The sequence below is a fragment of the Streptomyces sp. NPDC014676 genome (assembly GCF_043084105.1).
GTDB lineage: Bacteria > Actinomycetota > Actinomycetes > Streptomycetales > Streptomycetaceae > Streptomyces.
On sequence record NZ_JBIBZI010000003.1, the window covers coordinates 465,671 to 486,449 of the forward strand.

Annotated in this window: 13 protein-coding genes and 1 pseudogene; 6 read left to right on the forward strand and 8 right to left on the reverse strand. The window is 71.1% G+C overall.

Features of this window, described 5'->3' with window-relative positions; all coding sequences use genetic code 11:
• Positions 1–340 precede the first annotated feature (340 nt).
• From ACF1DX_RS10790 to ACF1DX_RS10800, 3 genes and pseudogenes are all read left to right on the forward strand, one after another.
• Positions 341–1,753 (forward strand): annotated as a pseudogene (locus ACF1DX_RS10790) (helicase-related protein); the annotation flags it as partial.
• Between the two features lie 1,220 nt (positions 1,754–2,973).
• The gene (locus ACF1DX_RS10795; RefSeq protein ID WP_391790844.1) at positions 2,974–7,089 is read left to right on the forward strand and encodes an Eco57I restriction-modification methylase domain-containing protein; all 4,116 of its coding nucleotides are present in this window, start codon (positions 2,974–2,976) and stop codon (positions 7,087–7,089) included.
• Between the two features lie 219 nt (positions 7,090–7,308).
• Entirely contained in the window at positions 7,309–7,674 is a 366-nt protein-coding gene (locus tag ACF1DX_RS10800) for a hypothetical protein (protein WP_391790845.1), read from the forward strand.
• Between the two features lie 46 nt (positions 7,675–7,720).
• Here the strand turns inward: ACF1DX_RS10800 and ACF1DX_RS10805 are convergent, their stop codons facing one another.
• Both ACF1DX_RS10805 and ACF1DX_RS10810 read right to left on the reverse strand, forming a co-directional pair.
• Entirely contained in the window at positions 7,721–7,912 is a 192-nt protein-coding gene (locus tag ACF1DX_RS10805) for a DUF397 domain-containing protein (RefSeq protein WP_391790846.1), read from the reverse strand.
• Positions 7,909–8,799: a Scr1 family TA system antitoxin-like transcriptional regulator gene (locus ACF1DX_RS10810; RefSeq protein ID WP_391790847.1), complete on the reverse strand. Its 891-nt coding sequence runs from the start codon at positions 8,797–8,799 to the stop codon at positions 7,909–7,911. The genes ACF1DX_RS10805 and ACF1DX_RS10810 overlap by 4 nt, the downstream gene beginning before the upstream one ends.
• Positions 8,800–9,116: 317 nt before the next feature.
• Between ACF1DX_RS10810 and ACF1DX_RS10815 the strand changes: the two genes are divergently transcribed.
• Positions 9,117–9,341: a DUF397 domain-containing protein gene (locus ACF1DX_RS10815; protein ID WP_391790848.1), complete on the forward strand. Its 225-nt coding sequence runs from the start codon at positions 9,117–9,119 to the stop codon at positions 9,339–9,341.
• Positions 9,342–9,434: 93 nt separating this feature from the next.
• On the forward strand, positions 9,435–9,902 hold the full coding sequence (locus ACF1DX_RS10820) for a hypothetical protein (protein ID WP_391790849.1): 468 nt from the start codon (positions 9,435–9,437) through the stop codon (positions 9,900–9,902).
• Positions 9,903–9,909: 7 nt separating this feature from the next.
• Here the strand turns inward: ACF1DX_RS10820 and ACF1DX_RS10825 are convergent, their stop codons facing one another.
• Complete coding sequence (locus ACF1DX_RS10825; protein WP_391791184.1) at positions 9,910–10,983, reverse strand: hypothetical protein; 1,074 nt, start codon at positions 10,981–10,983, stop codon at positions 9,910–9,912.
• A 211-nt stretch (positions 10,984–11,194) separates the two neighbouring features.
• Between ACF1DX_RS10825 and ACF1DX_RS10830 the strand changes: the two genes are divergently transcribed.
• A complete protein-coding gene (locus ACF1DX_RS10830) occupies positions 11,195–11,641 on the forward strand; it encodes an ATP-binding protein (protein WP_391790850.1) in 447 nt (148 codons plus the stop codon).
• A gap of 25 nt (positions 11,642–11,666) precedes the next feature.
• Here ACF1DX_RS10830 and ACF1DX_RS10835 read toward each other — a convergent pair whose 3' ends face one another.
• From ACF1DX_RS10835 to ACF1DX_RS10855, 5 genes are read right to left on the reverse strand one after another with little or no spacing between them, the layout of a single operon-like run.
• Positions 11,667–12,983 carry a hypothetical protein gene (locus ACF1DX_RS10835; RefSeq protein ID WP_391790851.1) on the reverse strand — a complete coding sequence of 439 codons (1,317 nt, stop codon included), beginning with the start codon at positions 12,981–12,983 and terminating at the stop codon, positions 11,667–11,669.
• A gap of 49 nt (positions 12,984–13,032) precedes the next feature.
• Positions 13,033–14,145 carry an AAA family ATPase gene (locus ACF1DX_RS10840; RefSeq protein WP_391790852.1) on the reverse strand — a complete coding sequence of 371 codons (1,113 nt, stop codon included), beginning with the start codon at positions 14,143–14,145 and terminating at the stop codon, positions 13,033–13,035.
• Between the two features lie 5 nt (positions 14,146–14,150).
• A complete protein-coding gene (drmB, locus tag ACF1DX_RS10845) occupies positions 14,151–16,034 on the reverse strand; it encodes a DrmB family protein (RefSeq protein WP_391790853.1) in 1,884 nt (627 codons plus the stop codon).
• Positions 16,031–19,180 (reverse strand): helicase-related protein, encoded by a 3,150-nt coding sequence (locus ACF1DX_RS10850; protein WP_391790854.1) that lies wholly within the window; start codon positions 19,178–19,180, stop codon positions 16,031–16,033. The genes drmB and ACF1DX_RS10850 overlap by 4 nt, the downstream gene beginning before the upstream one ends.
• Positions 19,181–19,217: 37 nt before the next feature.
• On the reverse strand, positions 19,218–20,690 hold the full coding sequence (locus ACF1DX_RS10855) for an RNA polymerase sigma factor RpoD/SigA (protein ID WP_391790855.1): 1,473 nt from the start codon (positions 20,688–20,690) through the stop codon (positions 19,218–19,220).
• Positions 20,691–20,779 lie beyond the last annotated feature (89 nt).

Here is a 20,779-nt window from a genome sequence, read left to right on the forward strand (position 1 = left end):
TGAGGAACTGAGACATTCCATGAGCCCCACGTACACAGCCGGCTCGCTGGTCGCCGCCCGTGGCCGGGAATGGGTGGTGCTGCCCGAGAGCGCCCCCGACATGCTGGTGCTGCGCCCGCTGGGCGGGAGCGAGGACGACATCGCGGCCGTGTTCCCCTCGTTCGAGGAGGTGCGGCCCGCGGAGTTCGCCGCGCCGAGCCCGGACGACCTGGGCGACCAGCGCGCGGCCGGTCTGCTGCGCACGGCGCTGCGCATCGGGTTCCGGTCGGGCGCGGGCCCGTTCCGCTCGCTGGCGTCGATCGCCGTGGAGCCCCGCGCCTACCAGCTGGTGCCGCTGCTGATGGCGCTGCGGCAGCGCACGGTACGGCTGCTGATCTCGGACGACGTCGGTATCGGCAAGACGGTCGAGGCGGGCCTGATCGCCAAGGAGCTGCTGGCGCAGGGCGAGGCGACCCGGCTGGCGGTACTGTGCTCCCCCGCGCTGGCCGAGCAGTGGCAGGCGGAACTGCGGGAGAAGTTCGGCATCGACGCGGAACTGGTGCTGGCGTCCACGGTGTCGCGTCTGGAGCGGAACCTGGAGCTGGGGCAGTCGCTGTTCGACAAGCACCCGTTCACGATCATCTCGACGGACTTCATCAAGTCGACCCGGCACCGCGAGGACTTCGTCAAGCACTGCCCCGACCTGGTGATCGTCGACGAGGCGCACACGTGTGTCGCCGCCGACGACGCCGCGCAGGGCGGCGCGTCCTCCGCGACGAACCAGCTCCGCTACGAGCTGCTGCGGAAGGTGTCCGCCGACGCCGACCGCCATCTGCTGCTGCTGACGGCGACCCCGCACTCCGGCAAGGAGTCCGCGTTCCGCAACCTGCTCGGCCTGGTGCGGCCCGAGCTGGCGACGCTCGACCTGGAGACGCCGGCGGGCCGCGCGAAGCTCGCCGAGCACTTCGTGGCCCGCAAGCGCGCCGACGTCCGCACCTACCTCACCAAGGAGGACGGTCTCACCGACGACTCCCTGATCGAGCGGACCGCGTTCCCCTCCGACCGCTGGACGAAGGACGAGCCGTACAAGCTGACGCCCGCCTACCGGGCGCTCCTCGACGACGCGATCGCCTACGCCGCGGACCGCGTCCACGCGGCCGGTGAGCAGGGCAAGCGGGAGGCCCGGATCGCCTGGTGGTCGGTGATCGCCCTGCTGCGCTCGATGGTGTCGTCCCCGGCCGCCGCCGCGCAGACCCTGAAGACCCGCTCCGAGTCCGCCACCGCCCGCACCGCGCACGAGGCGGACGTCCTCGGCGCCCCGGTGGCCGCCGACTCCGCGGAGAACGACCGCCTGGAGGGCATGGACGTCGCGCCCGGCGCCGCCGAGTCGGAGGACGCGGGCGCGCGCCTGCTGGAACTGGCCGGACGCGCCGAGGAGTTGATGGGCCCGGCGGGCGACGCGAAGCTGAAGGCGCTGACCAAGCACCTGAAGGACCTGCTCAACGAGGGCTACCACCCGATCGTCTTCTGCCGCTACATCCCCACCGCCGACTATCTCGCCGAGCAGCTCGACGGCAAGCTCGGCAAGAAGACGAAGATCGCCGCCGTGACCGGCACGCTCTCCCCGCAGCAGCGCCTGGAGCGCATCGAGCAGCTCGCCGCCGAGGCCGCCGAGGCGGGCGACGACGCGTCCGTGCGCCGCGTGCTGATCGCCACCGACTGCCTCTCCGAGGGCGTCAACCTCCAGCACCACTTCGACGCCGTCGTCCACTACGACCTGGCCTGGAACCCGACCCGCCACGACCAGCGCGAGGGCCGCGTCGACCGCTACGGCCAGAAGCGCGACCAGGTCCGCGTCATCACGATGTACGGCGAGGACAACGGCATCGACGGCAAGGTCCTGGAGGTGCTGTTCAAGAAGCACCGCCAGATCAAGAAGGACCTCGGCATCTCCGTCTCCGTCCCCGACGAGACCGCCTCCGGCGTCACCGACGCCGTGGTGGAGTGGCTGCTGCTGCACGGCCGGCAGGGCAGCCAGGAGAGCCTGTTCGAGATGGACGGCCACCAGGAGTCCTTCGACCGCATCGAGCGGGAGTGGAGCTCGGCCGCCGAGCGGGAGAAGACCTCGCGTTCCAAGTACGCGCAGCGTGCCATCCACCCGGAGGAGGTGGCCCGCGAGGTCGCCGCCGTACGGGCCGCGCTCGGCGGCGCGGAGGAGGTACGGGAGTTCACGCTGGAGGCGCTGCGGGACCTGGACGCGCTGATCCGCGACCCGCGGGACGGCAGCGGCGACTTCACCGCGCAGGTCGGCGGCACCCCGGCCGGCCTGCGGGACGCGCTCGCGGCCACGCTGGGCAACCGGCTGGTCGAGGAGGACCGCGAGATCCCGTTCCGTACGACACCGGCGATCGGACGCGGCGAGGCCGCCCTGGTCCGCACCGACCCGGCGATCGGGGCCGTCGCCTCGTACGTCCTGGACTCGGCGCTGGACGCGAAGGCGCTGGGTCCGCGCCCGGCCCGCCGGTGCGGTGTGGTGACCACGGACACGGTGAGCGTGCGCACCACGCTGCTGCTGGTCCGCTACCGCTTCCACCTCACCCTGCCGTCCCGCACGGGCGAGCGGCAGCTCGTCGCCGAGGACGCCCGTCTGCTCGCCTACGAGGGCCTGCCGCAGCGCGCTCGCTGGCTCGATGACGACGCGGCCACCGCGCTGCTCGGGGCCCGCGCCACCGCCAACACCCACGAGCTGGCCGCCCGCAACGCCATCACCCGCGCGCTTGAGGGCCTGCCCGGCCTCGCCGACCACCTCACCGAGTACGGCACCCGCCTGGCCGCCGAACTCGACGCCTCGCACCGCCGCGTGCGCAAGGCCAACGAGGAGATCGTCCGCGGCCTGAAGGTCGTCCCGCAGGAGCCCGCCGACGTCCTCGGCGTCTACGTGTACCTGCCGCCCGCCGCCCCCGCCGCCTCTACCGTGTCCGGAGCCGAAGCCTGATGTCCGCCGCCGCCACCCGCACCGCCCTGGCCTTCACCGCCGTCACCACGGTCGGCGGACTCCTCCCCGCCGACATGCTGCTGCGCATCTCCGAGGCGCGGAACCTGCCGGGCACCAAGCCCGCCGACTACGGCCTCCCCGCGTCGGTCCCGGTCCGGGACGAGGCGGAGCGCGCCTGGGAGTACCTCAAGCCGCTGTGGCGTGACCTGCGGGCCGCGCTGCCCTCGGATCCGGTCACGGGGGCGCCGTCCGCCGACCCGACGGGGCGGGCGGGCTCGGATTGGCTCGCCCAGTTGTTCCGCAAGCTGGACTTCGGGGCGCTGACGGAGGTCGGGGCGGCGGGCATCCCTGCCGACTCGGACCCCGAGAAGCGGTTCCCGGTGTCGCACCGGCATGGGCCTGCGCTGGTGCATCTGGTGCCGTGGAACCAGGAGTTGGACAAGCGTCCGGCGGCCGGTCAGGTGCCGGCGCAGTCGATGCTCCAGGACTGCCTGAACCGGACCGAGGCCCACCTGTGGGCGGTCCTGACGAACGGGCGCCGACTGCGGCTGCTGCGGGACTCGTCGTCCTTTGCAACGGCGGCCTATGTCGAGTTCGACCTGGAGGCGATCTTCGACGGGGAGCTGTTCAGCGAGTTCGTCTTGCTGTACTGCGTGCTGCACGCGTCGCGGTTCGCGGTGCCGGAGGGGGCGGCGCCGGCCGGGTGCTGGCTGGAGAAGTGGCGGACGGAGGCTGTCACGTCGGGTGCGCGGGCGCTGGACCAGCTGCGGCTGGGCGTGCAGAACGCGCTGACCGTGCTCGGCACCGGGTTCCTGCGGCACCCGGAGAACGTCCGGCTGCGGGAGGACGTGGACCCGAAGGCGCTGCGGGACGCGTTGCTGCGGCTCGTGTACCGGCTGCTGTTCGTCTTCGTGGCCGAGGACCGGGACGCGCTGCTCGACCCCAACGCGGGTGAGCGGCAGCGGGAGGCGTACGAGCGGTACTTCTCGTCGGCGCGGCTGCGGGAGCGGGCGCGGCGGCGGCAGGGGACGGCTCACGGTGACCAGTACGAGGCGCTGCGGATCGTTCTTGACGCGCTGGGCACGGAGGGGGGCCGTCCGGAACTGGGGCTGCCTGGTCTCGGTGGGTTGTTCTCGCACACGGAGACGGATGCGCCGCTGGACGGGCTGAAGTTGTCCAACGAGTCGTTGCTGGCGGCGGTGCGGCACCTGGCGCAGGTGCGGGACCCGGGGGCGCGGCGCTGGCGTTCGGTGGACTACCGGCATCTGGACGCGGAGGAGCTGGGCTCGGTCTACGAGTCGCTGCTGGAGCTGGAGCCGAAGCACTCGGCTACGGATCGGTCCTTCGAGTTGATCGAGGTCGCGGGCAACAGCCGGAAGACGACGGGGAGTTACTACACCCCGTCCTCGCTGATCGAGTGCCTGCTGGACACGACGCTCGACCCGGTCATAGACGACGCGGTCAAGCGGGGTGAGGAGCGGGCGACGAAGGCCGGCCGTCCTGACCCGGCTGACGACATCGTGAAGGAACTGCTCGGGCTGACGGTCTGCGACCCGGCTTGTGGATCTGGGCACTTCCTGGTCGCTTCGGCTCGGCGTATTGCCAAGCGGGTGGCGTCCGTACGCGAGCGGAACCCGGAGCCGACGGTCGATGCGGTGCGGCATGCCTTGCACGAGGTCGTCGCGCGGTGCATTTATGGCGTGGACCTCAACCCGATGGCGGTGGAGCTGGCGAAGGTTTCGCTGTGGTTGGAGGCGCTGGAGCCGGGTAAGCCGCTTGGGTTCTTGGACGCCCACGTCAAGCATGGCAACGGGCTTATTGGCGCGACGCCGAAGCTGCTGGCGGAGGGGGTTCCGGACGACGCGTTCAAGCCCATCGAGGGGGATGACAAGAAGTACGCGGCCGGGCTCGTCAAGCGGAACAGGGTTCAGCGGGGCGGGCAGGACGAGCTTCTGTTCGACACGGAGACCCTGCCGGGCAACGACCAGTACGCCGCCGAGTTGGCCAGGATCACTGCGGCACCGGCGGACTCTCTGGAGCAGGTGCGGGCGCAGGAGTCGGCGTATCGGGCCTACGTCGAGTCCACGGCGTACGTGCAGGATCTGCATGCTGCGGATGCGTGGTGCGCCGCGTTTGTGTGGCCCAAGTGGGAGGGAGCCCCGGAGGCGCCGACGGACCAGGTATTCCGCGCGCTGCGGGGGCGCGATCAGTCGGCGGTGCCGGACAGCACGCATGAGGAGATCATGCGGTTGCGGGATCAGTACCGATTCTTCCACTGGCACCTGGAGTTCCCGGAGGTGTTCGCGGTCCCTGAGTCGGGGGCGGGCGTTCAGCCGGGCACGGGGTGGGCTGGCGGATTCGACACAGTGGTGGGGAATCCGCCGTGGGAGCGAGTCAAGCTCCAGGAGCAGGAGTTCTTCGCCCAGCGGGACCCACGCATTGCTGGGGCCAAGAACGCGGCTGCCCGCAAGCGGCTCATCGCCGAACTACGGGACGACCCCGACGGCACTCGCCTGTACGCCGAGTTTGAGGCCGCTAAGCGCCGCTCGGAAGGTGAGAGTCATTTCCTGCGCACGAGCGTCCGCTTCCCGCTGACGGGACGGGGTGACATCAACACATACGCCGTCTTTACGGAGACGGACCGCACGCTGACGGGACCGCGCGGACGAGCGGGTGTGATCGTTCCGACAGGGATCGCTACGGATGCGACGACGCAGTTCTTCTTCAAGGACTTGGTCGAGCGAGGATCTTTGGCCAGCTTGTTCGAGTTCGGAAACGAAGAAAAGCTTTTCGCCGCAGTGAAGGACTACGTACGCTTCGTTCTCCTGACCATGCGCAGCCAGGGTTCCCCTGATGCCCCCATCTCCATGGTTGCCAAGGTTCGCCAGGTCGCACAGATTACTGAGCGTGCATACACGCTGACTTCGCGCGATATCCTCCGCGTCAACCCGAACACGGGGACGTGTCCGATCTTCTCGTCCCGTCGGGATGCGGATATCACGCTCGGCATCTACCGCCGTATCCCGGTCCTGATCGATGAGGCGAACAAAATAGGCGGGAACCCCTGGGGCATCTCATTCATGACCATGTTCCACATGGCAAACGACTCCCACCTCTTCCGCCCGGCTGTTCAGAACGGCGAGACCTTCGACGACCTCATTAAAGCGGGATGGACCCTCGACGCCAACATTCTCACCCGTGGCAAAGAGCGCCTGCTCCCGCTGTACGAAGCGAAGATGCTTCACCACTACGACCACCGCTTCTCTACGTACGAGAACGCCACGGAAAAGCAACTCAACGAGCGCACCCTTCCACGCTTTACCGTGGATCAACACCAGGACGCCTCCGCTATACCGCTACCTCGCTACTGGGTGCCGGAACAGGATGTTCCCACTGGCGAGGTCGATAAGAACGGCAAACCCGTCATGGAGCCGGGCGTCCACAGCCGTTTGGCAGCGAAGGGATGGGACCGGCAATGGGTCTTCGGCTGGCGAGACATCTGCCGGGCCAGCGATGAGCGCACAATGATCGCGGCAGCCGCTCCAGCCCACGGCTTCGGCCACAAGTATCTGCTGGCCCTTGGCCCTCAGGCGGCACTACTCGCGGCAGTCTGGTCTTCGTTCGTCGTCGACTATGCGGCTCGACAGGCTGTCGGCGGCACTTCGATGAGCTACTTCATCGTGCGGCAGTTGGCCGTCCCCGCTCCCGACCAACTCGCACCCCACACGGTGTTCCTCACCCCTCGTCTTCTCGAACTCACCTACACAGCAACCGACATGGCCTCCTTCGCCCGCGACCTGGGTGACACCGGCGCCCCCTTCCGCTGGAACCCCGACCGCCGTGCCGTCATCCGCGCCGAACTGGACGCTCTGTTCTTCCACATCTACGGGATCGACCGCGACGACACCGCCTACATCCTGGACACCTTCAACGTCGTCCGTGACAACGACATCAAGGCCCACGGCGAGTACCGCACCAAGAAGCTGATCCTCGCCGAGTACGACCGCATGGCCGCCGCCGGCCTGACCCTGGAGAACCCGCTCATCGAGGGCGAGTCGGGTACCTACCAATCCACCCTCACCCCGCCCCCCGGTCAGGGCCCCCGCCACGACTGAACTGCCCCCGGGGTGGCCCAGCCGGTGGCCACCCCGGGGCCTGCCCTACCGCTCACCCAAGGAACAACGCACGTGGTACGCGTGAACCAGACCAGCAACCCCCGGTCGGTCGTCGTCCTGAGCTCAGGTACCGATTGGCGTACGCGAGCCGCCGGGCAGAAGCGCAGCAGCGGGGCCGAGTCCGAGATACCTCGGAAGCAGCCCGCGAAGATCAGAGCCTTGCAGCACGCCATCAGCCTGGCGAACATGGCCATCAGCAAGAAGAACTGGAGTGCGGCGCGCTACGCGCTCAGCCGGGCCCGCGTCCTCACCGACGCCCTACCCGCCAACGTGGCGGTTACGGAACGCGAAAGACTCGCCGCGGCCCGCAAGAGGTTCGCCGCGCGCAACACGCCGGCCGCGAAGAAGGTCAAGCAGGCGAAGGCGACAGCGGCCAAGCGGGCGGGTGGCAAGAAGCCAGCCCCGAAGAAGTCCACGGCGAAGAAGGCTGCCGCGCAACCGAAGTCCGCACCCGTGCGTGACCTCGGCGACCGTTTCATCAACCGTGCGGCCCTCGGCTATGGACCTACGAACGAGACGCGGTGAGGGCGTGCCGCCCGCCACTCCGGCGGACGGCACGCCCTCAAGTCGCTCATCGCTCCGACGCGAACCGTACGAACCGCCCCCAGCCTTCACGGCCGATGGCGAAGGCCGGGCGGGTCACGTCCTTGGAGTCCCGTACGTGGACGGCCTGTTCGGCGATCGCGACCTCCACGCAGCTGTCGCCCTCACTACCGCTGTAACTGGACTTGAACCAGGCGAGTTCCGACGTACCGCTGCTCATAGCTCTCCTCGCAGTCGCTCCAGCAGGTCCCGGGATTCTGTCGGGTTAAGGGCCTGCGAGCGCAGTGTGTCATAGCGCTGACACAGCACAGTTACCTCTTTCGAGTCGGAGATCAGCCGCCCGTTCTTCTGCCCCTCCGAGTAGGCAAGCCTTCTCCCCTCGAAGGTCTCCAGGATCTGCAACGGCCCATCCAGACACGCATGCAACCGCGCCTCCAGCGGCACCACCTGAAGCGTCACATTGCGCGGAGCTGTGAGCTCAAGGACGTGGTCCACCAACCCGCGCATCTCCTCCGCGTCACCGAACCGCCGCCGGAACACATGCTCCTCGACGATGAAGCTGAACGGCACCGTCGGCCGCTCGCGCATCATCACCTGCCGTTCCATCCGTGCCGCGAGCTGCACCTCCAGCTCGTCATCGGTCCGCAGCGGAATGGTGCCCTCGAACACCGCCCGCGCATACGCCTCCGACTGCAACAGCCCCGGAACCAACCGGCACTCATACGTACACAGACTCACCGCCTCCCGCTCCAACCGCGCCCACCGCCGGAACCACGCCGCCAGCCCCGCCTCCCCCCGCGTCAGATGCCGTGCGGCCTTCCGCAGCGCCCCCGTGTTGCCCAGCGCCTCCTCCGCGCGCTCCACGAACGCCTCGTCCGGCATCCGGCGCCCCAACTCCACCGACTCGACCGTGTGTTTGGAGTACTGGACCCTCGCCGCGAGGTCCGCCCTGCTCAGTCCCGCGTGCTCGCGCAGCCCCTGCACGACCGCCCCGAACGTCCGGAGGCTGTCCGACGGATGCGGCTCCCGCTCCCACTCCCCCGCCGCAACCGCCCGCGCGCCGGCGCCCCCGGCCGCCGCCTCCCCCTCGACCCCGACCACGTCCATCCGCCGCCCCTTTCCTCTCCCGTACCGCGCGCCACGGCGGCTCCTCACACCGCTCGCGTCTCCACCCCAAGACTGACGGATCATCAGACGTACCGTCCACTCTTCGTGTCCGTACGCTGACTCAGCGTACGGGGTGCGACACTCGTCCCCACCCCCGTCCGACCGCCACTCTGAGGTCACGGAGATTCCGGGCCGAGCCGTCCGTGTCCGCCGCTCACCTGCGGAAACACCCGGCGAACACCCCTCCGTGCATTCCCGCCCACCCCGGGCGGTGGCGGCCGGACCCGGCCGCTTCGGACGAGCTGGAAGGTGCAGTGATGCAGAACGGAACCGACCTCTACGCGCTGGACATCGGCGGGGCCTCGTTCACGAAGGCGTGTGGCGGCCCCTGCACCGAGGGGTGCGTGACCCTGGCCCGGATCGGTAGCGACGCCTGGGCGCTCGGTGACAGCAAGCGGCCGGACGTGGAGCCGCTGCGGTTCACCACCGAGGAGCTGGACGCCGCCGGTATCGACCCGGCCCGCTTCGGCCTCGGCGCCTGACACCTCCCTCCCCTTCCCTCCCAGCCGCCGGCCGGGCCGCGTTCCTCCCGCGCGTCCGGCCGGCACTCCTCGTCACGGAAACGGGAACAGCACGTGCACCACCACGCCTACCTCTGGACCGGCCCCAAGGCCCGCTTCGACGACGAGGCCCTGCGGCGGCCCCCGCACCCCGAACCGCCCCCGGCCGGCAGCAGGCCGGAACTCATCGAGCGCTACCGCCTGGTGGCCGCGGAGTTCCGCACGGCGGACCTCCCGCCGCTGGAGACCGCGTACTGGCTCGTCAAGCCCCGCTCACTCGTGCGGGGAACCTGGGAGGAGGCGAAGGAGGCCGCGGCCTGGTTCGGTGAGCGGCTGGCCGAGTACGCCCCGAGGTTCGCCGTGGAGCACGAGCGCGACACCGTACGCCTGGCCCGGCTGGTGGACTCCGCCGCCGAGCGCCTGCACGCCGGCGGCGACGTGTCGTACGGCGTCTACCTCGAACGCCCCTCCTACCTCTCCCTCGCCATGGTCACCTGCTCCCCGAACCGCACGGCCCCCGACCTGCCCTGCCCGTGCGCATAGACCGCTTTCATTGGATCAGGTCGGTGTGCGGGTGCTCGGGGGACTCCGGGCAGACGTAGAGCTGCATGTTGTCGGTGCTGCCCACTTCCACCCGCGTCGGCTGTGCGGGGTTCAGGCCGGCGAGGTGACCGCGGGCGTAGGCGGCGTCCCGCTCCTCCTGCGGCGCCCAGTTGTACGTTTCGCCGTCCCATTCGAAGGAGGCGATGGTCAGCAGCGGGACCATCCGGGCCTCGCAGACGGCGCAGTACCGGGGGTTCGGGTCGGTGCGGCCCCAGGGCGGCCAGCCCCCGACCTTCCAGCCGGGAGCGTCGGCCAAGTGGGCGTCGTAGTACTCCGCCGGGTACTCCTCGTACGAGCCGTGCACCACCGCACGAGCCGCCTGCCATCGGCTCCAGTCCTGCACCACCTGCTTCACCTCGGGGCTCAGATCGAGGCTGCAGGGATACTCGGTGATCGCTTCCGGGGCCAGCACACACGGCTCCGGCACATAGCCGTCGTAGTTGGCCTCGTACGGTTCCGGTGGCGAGGCGAGGACGTCGGTGACCGAGGCGGCGGAGCGCCAGAACACCCTGGTCGCGGGCTTCCAGTCCGGCTCGTGGTCGTAGGGGCACCAGAGGACCTGGAGCAGATCGGCCTCTGCGGGCGGACGCAGCAGGGGCACGTCGCGCAGATACAGCTGGGCCACGGGCAGCAGGGGGACCGGGCCCTCATCGGGCCAGGGAGGGCCCGCGTCGAGCCGCTCCGCGAGCCTCGCGGCCTTCTGCTCCAGCGCCGCCACCTCCTCGGGCGTGAACAAGGGGCCGTAGGGGTCGTCATGCCGCTGGGCCCGCCGGTACCTGCCGAGCCGTATCGCTGCCGGTGACTCGCGGAAGCCGCTGTCACCGTGCAGGTGCGCGTCCTCGCAGTGCGGCCAGGGCTCGTCGGCCGGCCACAGCAACGGTCCCCCGACGGAACTGTCCTTGACCGAGGGCGATCCCGGGCGGGGGTGCAGCCGGACCGCGGGACGCGCCAGCGGGGCCAGTTCAGGGAACAGGTCGGTCACCTCGACCGGCCGCGGCGGAGTCGTACGTACGAGAACCATGCCGGTGATCCTGTCACCCGCCACCGACAGTCCCCCGCCTCCGCGGAGGTTCCGGGACATCGCGAACTCCGTTGTGGCTTCCCGCGTTCCTCACACAGCGCTCAGCGGCGCGGGAGTCCCACGTACCACGCGCCTCCCTCCTCCGTACGCCTGCTCCCCGTACGGGGCGCGGCGCTCGCCGCCGCCCGCACCCGGCCGCCACGCTGAGGGCATGAACCAGGCAACACCCCACGTAGGCAGCCCCGTCGGCACCTTCACCCAGCTGCTGTCGTCCACGCGGCGCGGCGCCCGTCTCGCCCGGCTCCTCGCGGTGACCGAGCTGCGGTCCTGGGGCGCCTCGCAGGACCTGACGGACCGTGCCGCACTCGTCGTCGCGGAGCTGGCCGCCAACGCCGTCCTGCACGGCCGCGTGCCCGGCCGCTGCTTCCGGCTGACCCTGGTGCTCGGCCCGGCCGCCGGGCGCCTCCGGGTCGAGGTGAGCGATGCCCGTGGGGACCTGCACCCGCTCCCCTGCCCCACGGCCACCGCTCTGGACCCGCTCTCCACCGGCGGACGCGGCCTGACCCTCGTCACCGCGCTCGCCGACCACTGGGACTGCGTCCCCTACCCGCCCACCGGCAAGACCGTCCGGGCCGACCTGCTCGACACCACCGCCTGAGCGGACGCGGTGCGTCCCCGTGGTGCTATGCCTCGGCGGGCAGCGCGGGGAACACGACCACCGAGCCGTCCTTCTCGCGGGCGATCTCGATCGCCACGTCCTGCGGGCGACCGCCGACCGTGACACCACGGCCCAGCTGGTGAATGCGGTGGGCCGCGTTCATGAGGCGGTCGACCTCACTGGGCTTGAAGACGGGCAGCCGTCCGTTCGGGCGGGTCAGTTCCAGGGCCGACAGGCGCAGGAGGACATGGGCGAGGCCCGACTCCAGCTCGTCGAGGCGCTGCTGGTCGCTCTTGAGCTCCCGGACGAAGTTCTCGAAGGGGTTGCCGGGGTCGTTCTGGGCGTGCTCCACGGCCTGCAGGACGACGACCCGGCGCTTCAAGGCCACGGCCAGGGACGCGATTTCGAGGTGGGCGCGGAACGTGCCGCCCTCGTCGTCGATGCCGGGGAACGCCTCGGTCAGGGTGTTGAGTTCGACGGGCTTGTCCTCGGGCAGTGCGTCGAGCGCGCTCTGCCACCGGGCGAGTCGGCGGCCGGCTTTGCTCAGGGCCGTGTCGATGGCGTAGACCGCCGAGTCGAGTCCCAGCGAGACTCCGAGCTTGCCCTGGTCGAGCAGGATGGCCGTGGCCTTGTCGATGGCGGCCCGGCAGCCGTCGAGGGCGCTGCGCTCGTCGTCGAGCTTGTCCTCATGGAGTTGCTCCAGCAGTTCCGTGATGTGCTCGATGGCCTGCCGGCGCTTCTGGTCGGCGTGCGCGCTCACCCCGACCGCGACGGCCATGAGCACGAGCGGAGCGGCCACGGTGAGGGCCGCACCGCCGGCGGCGACGGCCCCGGCGGTGGCACCGGCCCCACCGGCCGTACCGGCCGCGGCGGCCCCTCCGACCGGCACGAACTTCGCACCGGCGGCGATCTTGCCCGCCGAGTCCACGAGCGGGCCACGGATGGCACCGGCCGCCCCCTTCGCCGCCATCGGGCGCACGAGCCCCTTCCCGACCTGGGCGGCGACCTTCGCCGGGACCACCATCCGGTACAGCACCTCGCCGGAGGCGGTCGCTCTCGCCGCCGTGAGGGAGGTGCGCGTGGACTGGTTGATGAACTGCGACAGGTGCTGCGCCAACGGGCTCGCCGCGTCGAGCGAGAGGCCACGGCTCCGGTCGATCCTGGCGGGAAGGGGATGCGCCTCCAGCGTGACGATCGGCTGGTCCGCCAAGGCGGCCAGCGCCCCGCGCAGTTCGGTCAGGCGCTCGGCCGTCATCGACTCGCCCGCCGTCAGCGCCGGCACCCGGACGTCGGCGGTCGCGAGCGTCCACACGGGCACGGTCGTCTTGTGGTCGTCGGTCATCGTCTCCCCTTGTTCTTCCTGCATGTTCGTGGCCTCGGTCGTCGCGCCGTCACCGCATGCGCACCCACGCGTCCAGGCCCTCCAGGTGCCGCGGCGGCCTGATGCCCTGCCAGCCCACCACGAGCCGCTCCCGAGCGCGGGTGATCATGACGTAGTACGCCATGCGGAGGGCCGCCGACGTCGGGTCGGTGGCGGAGTCGGTCTCCGCGTCGGCGATGACGACCGTGTCGAAGTCGAGGCCCTTGGCGCTGGCGCGGTGGACGACGACCACGCCGGGGCGGACCAGGTCGAGGTCGCGGTACCGGCCGGAGGAGGCCGCCGAGCTGTAGAGCTGCGGCTCCCGGGCCAGGCCGGCGCGCTCCAGGCGTCGCATCAGGTCGGCGGCCGTACGCAGGGAGTTGACGATGACGCCGATACGGTCGCGCGGGTGGCGGGCCGCCAGGGCGACGATGTCGTCGGCGAGGTCGTGGGTGCCGGAATAGTGGCGGACCACGGGCCGGCTTCCGCTGCGGAAGGGCAGGTCGGGGCGGGCGCCGCCGGTGCGGAAGTGCTCCGCGAGGGAGACGATCTCGCGGCTGTTGCGGTGGTTCCCGGTGATCTCCACGCGCTGGGTGGAGCGGCCGAGGGCGTCGGCGATCTCGGCGAGGGTGGAGTTGGTGTCCGTAAGACGCTGGCACTCGTCGGCGAACACCGTCACGGAGGCGGCTGCCAGGCGCGCCATGCGGTAGAAGCCCGGGGACAGGTCCTGGCCCTCGTCGATGACGAGGTGGGGGGTGTCCGCCTCGTTCTCACCGACGGCGGCGGCGGCCTCCTGGGTGAGGGCCGCCCAGTCGAACCAGCCGTCCTGGGTGCGCGGCGCGCCTTGGCCGAAGTGGCGCAGCACCCAGGCGTGGACGGTGGTGGCCTCGACGGGGGCGCCCGTGACCGTGAGGCCCTGAAGGGTGTCCCGCAGGAGCTGGCGCAGCAGGTTCGACCGGGACAGCAGCAGGGTGGGGCGGCCGGTCAGGGCGAGGTGGATCGCGCGGTGCGCGGCGAGCAGACTCTTGCCGCTGCCGGGCGGGCCGCTGACGACGTGGCTGCCCGTGAGCGGCAGGGCGTCCAGGCAGTCGCGCTGGGCCGGGGTGAGGTCGGGGTGCAGGACGGGGGTGTTCGTGGTGGCCATGCGGGTCATCCCTGGACGGTGGCGGCGGCGGACTCGCGGCTCGCCGTGAGGACGTCGGTGAAGTAGCCGGGGACGCGGGCGGAGCCGACGACCAGGGCGCGGTCGAGCAGGGTGTTGCCGGTCTCGCAACTGGTCTCGGGCAGCAGGGTGCAGGCGTGGCAGGCGGCCCGGTTGAGGTTGCCGAAGCCCTGACCGGTGTGTTCGGCGCACAGCGGGTCGGCGGAGCACCAGGCGGCGGCCTCGAGCATGCGGATGAGGGTTTCGGCGAAGTGCGGTGCCTCGCCCTGCCGGACCAGTCCGCCGAGCGTGCCCTCCGCGTCGCCGGCGGCCGTGTAGACGAGCAGCCCGTGCTGGCCGTACTCGGGGCGGCCGTAGACGCGTTCGCGCAGGCTGGCCGTGGTGTAGCCGGAGTCGAAGGAGAGCTGGCGGATCAGGAGGTGGGCGAGGGTGTGCAGGAGCAGGAAGCGGGGTGAGAGTTCGCTGCCGGTCGTCTCGGCGAGCTGTTCGGCACGGAACGACGCGTCGAGGTCCGCCCGCACGCCGTGGACGTGGGCCCGTACGCGGGGGTCGTTCTCCCAGGCGGTCAGGCGCTGTTCGTCGAGCATGAGGACGATGCCCTCGCCGTACACCTCGGTGGCGGGGAGCCAGCGCAGCCGGCCGCTGGTGTCCGCGGGCACGAGGGTGCCGTTCGGGGAGTAGCGGCGGAAGCCGGTCAGTGCCCGTACCTCGCGCAGGCGGTCGGCCAGGACGATGCCGCCGATGTGGGCGTCGAGACTGGCCCAGGGCTCCTCCTTCTCGTCGTCGAGACCGAGTCCGCCGCGCCGGACGGAGAACTCAGCGGACGGTTCCGGGAGTTGTGCGGCGTCGAAGGCGTACCACTCGTCACGGCTCAGATCGACCTTCCCCGACGTCCCGGCCTCCTGCCGGTCGGCGGGCGCCGGTGCGGGGGCGCCCGTGGCCTCCGCCACGAGGTGGTCGATGAGGTCGTCCGGGGCGTCGGTGTCCTCCTTGATCATGCCGCGGAAGACGTCCTCCCTGGACGTGCCCAGCGCGTCGAGCAGGTTCGACCAGTAGCCGTGCTCCAGGACGGCGTCCGCCATGCTCCGCTCGGCACGGGGGGCTTCGTCGGTCTGCGGGATGTCGAGGGCCGAGTAGACGACGGGGTAGTAGACGTTGCCCGCGGTGCGCTGCACGTGGTGGACCTGCTGGCCGCAGGTCACTCGCGCGTCCCCGGGCTGCCAGGGGTTGCGGCCGGAGCAGCGTCCGCTCTGGGGGCCGAGGACGTCGAGCAGGTCGCGTTCGGCGCCGCAGGGCCTGCCGCCCGCCCCGATCGCTCCGCACCGCACCGAGAGCGCCTCGAGCCCGGAGGCCCGGTCGGCGACGCGGAAGGTGAGCCGGCGTGCCTTCCAGGCGTGCCGCGCCTCCGAGCAGGCCTCGCGCTGGTCGGGCGTGAGCTTGGAGTGGGCCCAGTACCACCAGTCGATGTCGTCGAGGTGCCCGTCCGCGCAGATACGGACGAACCGCATCGGGGTGAGGCGGGGTGCGGCGGCACACGACGTGCACACCGGCGGCTCCCCCGGCTTCTCGTGCTCGCGCAGGAAGCGGACCATGGCCCGGCACGAGCCGCAGAACAGCCAGCCGGGGAACCGCACATAGGGGACGCCGGGGCGGTCGGCGTCGTCGTAGCGGTCGTTGAGGGTGTGGGGGGCGGCGTAGAAGCCCTTGACCCCGAGGCGGGTGGCGAGCCGTTCGGAGGGGACGGGCGTCTTCAGCCGCGGCCACCGCTCGATACCGGCGGCGACGAAGGACTCGCCCTGGACGTCGAGTACCGCTCCCACACCGAACGGCAGCACGGTCTGCGCCTGGCGGACCCGGAGTTTGCGCTTCACTTTCCTGCTCCCGTCACGGCGATCTGGCACTCCCGGTCGACGCTGCGCATCGAGTTGAGGGTCTCCCACAGTCCGTACCGCTGCTCGAACCCCTTGAGCAGGTTGCGCTGGCCCTTGCCCTGACTGCGGTAGTACAGGTCCTTGCCCTCGGCGGCGGCCGCGTCGGCCTGGCCGTACCAGTCGTCGAGGAAGTAGCCGAGTTCCGCTCGTACGGCGGCGCGTACGGTGTCGGCGTCGGCTCCGGTGGCGCCGCGCTCGGCGGTCGCGGCGCGCTCGGCGAGGGCGTCGGCGATCCGGCTCGCCTCGTCCTTGTGGCCGGTGATCCGTCCGGCCTGGTTCTCGGCGGCCAGGCCCAGCCGGTGGCGGACCAGGATGACGAGCGCGGCGTGCAGGGCGCGGCGTCGCGCCGGCATGGACCAGGGGGTGACGCTGGCGGGTTCGACGTAGCGGTAGAGCGCCCGGTGGTAGTCCATGAAGGTCTCGTAATGGGACCGGTCACGCGGGCGCGTGGCGTTGAAGTACGTGACGACGAGTCCGGGTACGTGGTGGCGGCCCACACGGCTCGTGGCCTGGATGTACTCGGCGGTGGTCTTCGGCTGGCCCTGCATGAGCATGCAGGCGAGCCGCTTCACGTCGACGCCGACGGACAGCATGTTGGTGCACGGCAGGAACGACACCGAGCGCGGGTCCGTCCAGGGCTTCTCGAGCCGGTCGAGGAGGATGGGCTGGTCGGCGCGCGGCACGCTGCTGTCGAGTTGCTGCACGTGGTCGCTGCCCAGTGCGCGGACGCCCGCGCCTTCGTCGAGACCGCGCAGCTGGGCGGGGATGTCGTCGCCGGCGGCGGTGACCGTGCGGCCCAGTTCACGCAGGCTGTGGTGGTAGGCGACGAGGGTCCAGTAGTCGTCGCGGTGCTCTTCGGGGAGCTGGTGGACGCCCTGGAGCATGGCCGCCGTCGTCGCGACGGCGCCACGGCCCGCGGTGTGGCCCTGCGCCATGACCCCGAGGTAGAGACGGCCCGGTCGGCCGGTGTCCGGGACGGCGAAGAAGCTGTCCCGGGCGTCGAGTCCGGACGGCGGGAAGAGCTGGACGCCCTGGTGGTGCAGGGCGCGGACCTGTTCGGCGGAGCGCCGGATGGTGGCCGTCGCGGCGACGATCTTGGGCGGGCGGCCGTCCCGATCGGTGCACAGTTCCAGGATGGCTGCCTCGTAGAGGCCGACCGTGGTGCCGAGCGGGCCGGTGAGCAGGTGCAACTCGTCCTGGATGATCAGGGACGGGGGCGGGTTGCCGGTGCCCGCGCCGAAGAGACGGCCGGAGTCGGCCTGCCAGGCGAGCTGGGCGAACTTGTCGACGGTGCCCAGGACGAACGTGGGCGGGTTTTGGTAGAGGTGCTGGTCGACGACGGCGACGGGCAGCACGTCGTGGAAGGCGCACGCGTCACGGGTGCAGCGGAAGGCGAACGCGTCGGCCTCGGCCCGCACTCCATAGTCGGCGCGGACGCCGGACCAGGTGGGCGGCAGGATGCGGGTGCCGCACCAGGGGCAGCGGTCGAGGATGAAGACGTCCTCGGGGTGGCTGGCCGCGCGCTGCTCGTCGAAGACGGTCTGGGCCTTCGCGAACGTGTTGGGGGTGGTGGAGTCACCGACCCACAGGCCGATGGTGATCGGCTCGCCGCCGAGACCGAGTCCGGGTTCGGTGCGGCGGAGCAGTTCCAGGGCGCAGACGGTGGTGGCGGCGCGCTGGAACTGCTGGGTGGTGAGCAGGCTGAGGGTGTAGCGGCTGAGCACGGTGGTACCGCCGCCCTCGCCGCGGATCCGGCGCAGGGCGATGGTGAAGACGGCCAGCAGCAGATACGCCTCGGTCTTGCCACCGCCGGTGGGGAACCAGATCAGGTCGGTGGTCCCGCGGTCGGGGTGCCCGGGGTCCGCGACGCCGTCGAGGGCGAGGAGGAAGAAGGCGAGCTGGAACGGGCGCCAGGCGGCCTCGGGGTCGACGGGCGGGTCGAGGGCCACGGTGTCGGAGCGCTGCCGTCTCTGCCCGGCCTGGTCGGGGGCGGAGTGCCGCATCTGGAGCAGCATGGCGCGCTGGGCGATACGGAAGGCGTCGAGGAGTTCCGGGCGGTCGGGGTCGCACAGCGTCCGCACGCCCGCCTCGATCCGGACGACGGCCTGCCGGACCCGGTCGAGGATGCGGTCCGCGGCCTCACGGCCCCAGGGTGGCACCTCGACGGATCGCTGGCCCACGTACCAGGCGTGGTAGGAGGCCGCGAACTCGGCCAGTTCCTCACGGAGTTGGTCCCTGCCGACGGCCGGGTCGGCCAGGTGGGCGAGGGTGAGGACGGGTGCGTCGAGCGGGCCGCCCGCCCGTACGGCCGGCACCTCGGCGCGGGGCAGGGATTCGCAGGCCAGCAGGGCGACGCCGCCGTCCTCGCCGTGCTCCTCGCGGACGGCGCAGCCGTGGCCGACGGCGTGGGTGACGACGTGCCGGTACTGGAGGCGCAGTTCGCGTTCCTCGGGGTCACGGCTCGCGAGCCGGACGCTCGGGTAGGGCAGCACGGCGCCGTCGACGGGCCGGACACTGAGCCGGCACTGGAACAGCATGTCGTCCCAGTCGGGCGTCTTGTCCTCGGCGCCGCCGTGGCGCTTCTCGTTGACGAGCGCCACGGTGATGAGGGTGCCCGCCCCGTAGGAGCGGCGCGTCACCTGGATCTTCGCGCGGCCGCCGAAGACGGACTCCTCGTGCCGCTCGGGACCGAAGGTGAGTCTTTCCGGCGTGAGGGGGACGCGCTGCCAGCGCCGGCCCCTGCCGGTCTCGTTCCGCTGCGTCTCGTAGCGGGCGGCGGCACAGCGCACCTCGACGTCCGCGGCGTCCGTGTAGAAGCTGAGCCCGAGTGACGCGGGGAGCCAGCTGTTGGCGTCCGGGACGGGGTCGGCGGCCGGGCTCACGTCGGGGGCGTCCTGCTCGGCGCCGGGTGCCTCCGGGTCGTCGGCGGCCTTGTCCAGCCGGCGTCGGAGGTCGGTCTGCTGCGGGTAGAGCGTGCCCATCAGGTACTGCCGGTCGGGCGGGGCGTCGAGCACCTCGTCGTCCCCGCCGGCGGGACCGACGAGCTGACGGGTGAGATAGTCGACCAGCTCCTGGCGCGGGTCCATGTGCGGGTTCCTTCGGATCAGGCGGGATGCGGCAGGTTCACTGCTGGGGCGCGACCATCCGGTGGCGGATCAGCTGGCCGAGCAGCTTGGCCTTGGCCTTCCGTTCGAGCTGGCGGATGCGTTCGCGGGTGACGCCGAAGACGACGCCGATGTCCTCGAGCGTGTCCGGCTCGTCACCGTCGAGTCCGGTGCGCCGGATGACGATGTGCCGCTCGCGCTCGGGAAGGTGCTCCAGGACATGCCGCAGCCGTGCCTGATGCTCCTTGCGGATGACGACGACCGGGGGTTCGGGCAGTCGGCACGGCCCGATGACCAGATCGCCGAGCGCGGTGTCGTCCCCGATGATGCGGTCCAGGGAGTCGGTGGGGCGGCTGATCCGGCGCACCTCCTCGACCTGGGCGAAGGTGAGGCCGGTCGCGTAGGCCACGGCGTCGACCGTCCTCGGACGGCCTTCGTTCATGAGCTTGCGCTCGGCCACGGCGACCTTGCTCACCCTTTCGTGCATGTGCGCGGGCAGCCGGATCGTGGTGCCCTCGTCGGCGATGGCCCGGGTGATGGACTGCTTGATCCACCAGGTCGCGTAGGTCGACAGCTTGAAGCCCTTGGTGACGTCGAACTTGCGGACCGCGCGCATGAGTCCGAGCGTTCCGTGCTGTACGAGGTCCTCGATGTCCAGGCCGTGTCCCTGGAACCCCTGCGCGATCTTCCAGACGAGCCGCTGGTTGTGCAGGACGAGGCATTCGTAGGCACGCCACCGCTCCCCGGTGCGGGACAGCGCTGCGATCTCCTCCTTGGGCACATCGCGTTCGAGGTCGCCGACGCCGTCCCGCATCAGCATGGCGAGACCGACTTCCTCGTCCGCCGTGAGGATCGCCTTGTCCGGGTTCCGGCGCCACCGGTCGTCCTCCAGGACGGCCCGGGCCATCCGGACGGCGTCCCGCACATCGTCGTCATTGGCCGGGGCGACGGAGCGGGCGCCGCGCTTCTTGCCGACCGGTGGTTTCGGAGAGGACGGTGACGCGGTCCCAGGACGCGCGGGTCGGCCCGTCCCGTCGGCGGCGAGCGTCCTGCTGGAGGCGCGGGGAGGGCGGGGACGCGTGATCGGGAAATCCGTCGTCAGTTCACGTGCCTCGGCGGGGCTGAGGCCGTGGAGCCGTACGACGCCGTCGTGGGCGAGCTTGCCGACCGTGCCGTCGGTGTCGGCGTAGCGGGCCAGCATGCGCCTGGCCTGGGCCAGTCGTTGAGCCGCGGGCGACGGGGCGGCGGTCCTCACGGGGGACGTCTCACCCGCCGGGGCCACGGCCCTCCGCGGGGGCTTCACATGGATGCCGAACTCGGCGAGCCCTTTGCTGAGTCCTCCCCGTTGTTCTTCGGTCCGCAGGCCGAGCCGGTCCGCCTCGGCCGCGAAGGCCCGCTGACTGACCACCCCCGCACGGGAGGCGCAGCTTCTCAGTCTTGCGATGACGGACGGCAACTCCGCCTCGATCGTGCGCCGCTCAACCTCGGCCACCCGCTCCCCCCTCGCCCCCCACTCCGGCCCCCGCCGGAGTTGTCCACACTTTACGACCGGAGTAGTTACACTCTCAACAGATTCTGTGC